The sequence below is a fragment of the Oleiphilus sp. HI0132 genome, assembly GCF_001635845.1.
Window position 1 is genome coordinate 1 of record NZ_LWGJ01000305.1, and the last position, 1,017, is coordinate 1,017.

A 1,017-nucleotide genomic window follows, 5' to 3' on the forward strand; every position below is an offset into this window, starting at 1 on the left:
ACCTACCTAAACAATAGTAATGTAGAAATGGCCAATAGCCAGAACACAATATTTGATAAGAACAGATGGCAGCTAATCAATGATTATGCATGGACAAGTGATCTACACCCAAACGTAAGAATTCGTATCGCGCTTGCTAAAGCAGGAAGAACGCACCGAGTAGTATATTACTGGTATAAACATGGAGCGCAATTTGCAAATTCAATAGGATCAAGCAAGATAGCACAATTAAAAAAATCCTATCTTGATATCCATGAATCACAACTTGTTGCTCTCTCGAAAGAATGCAACCTGAAGTGTCAAAGTAACTTAACGCCAACTCAAGGTATGCTGGATACAATAATCCAGTTACACATACAATCAAATTCTGATATAAGTTCAAGCAGCGACATCGAGAGTTAACCTATGTGTGGAATAGCAGGTTTGTTTGGCCTCCCCCCGTTTGAAAAAGATCGCTATGCACTTGCCAAGCAAATGGCAGGACAATTACGCCATCGAGGCCCTGACGGACAAGCTTACTATCTAGATAGCCAAGCCTTATTGGTTCATACGCGTTTGAGCATCATCGATATTCAGGGTGGTGAGCAGCCTATTCATAATGAAGATAAATCAGTATGGGTTAGTTTTAACGGCGAGATATACAACTTCCCTGAACTGCGAGAAGTATTAATTGCTAAAGGCCACCAATTTTATACCCATACCGACACCGAAGTTATCGTTCACCTTTACGAAGAATATGGCCTGGATTTTGTTAACCACTTAAACGGCCAGTTCGCAATAGCACTTTGGGATAAAAAACAACAACGAGCCGTTCTAACTCGTGACCGGGTAGGTATATCTCCACTATTTTATAGCCAGCAAGCACAATCACTCGCTTTTGCATCAGAAGTTAAAGCCATACTGTGTACACTTCCTTCAGCACCAAAACTAAACCTAAACTCTTTAGACCAAATACTTAGCTATTGGGCACCTGTCTCTCCTAACACAGCATTTGAGAATGTCTACGAGGTTAAACCA

At 40.8% G+C, this 1,017-nt stretch carries 1 protein-coding gene and 1 pseudogene; both read left to right on the forward strand.

Annotation, left to right across the window (positions count from 1 at the left end):
• On the forward strand, nt 1–402 hold a 402-nt coding region (locus A3766_RS03690), incomplete at its 5' end, for an exosortase-associated EpsI family protein (RefSeq protein WP_156508661.1).
• Nucleotides 403–405: 3 nt separating this feature from the next.
• Nucleotides 406–1,017 (forward strand): annotated as a pseudogene (locus A3766_RS03695) (asparagine synthetase B); the annotation flags it as partial.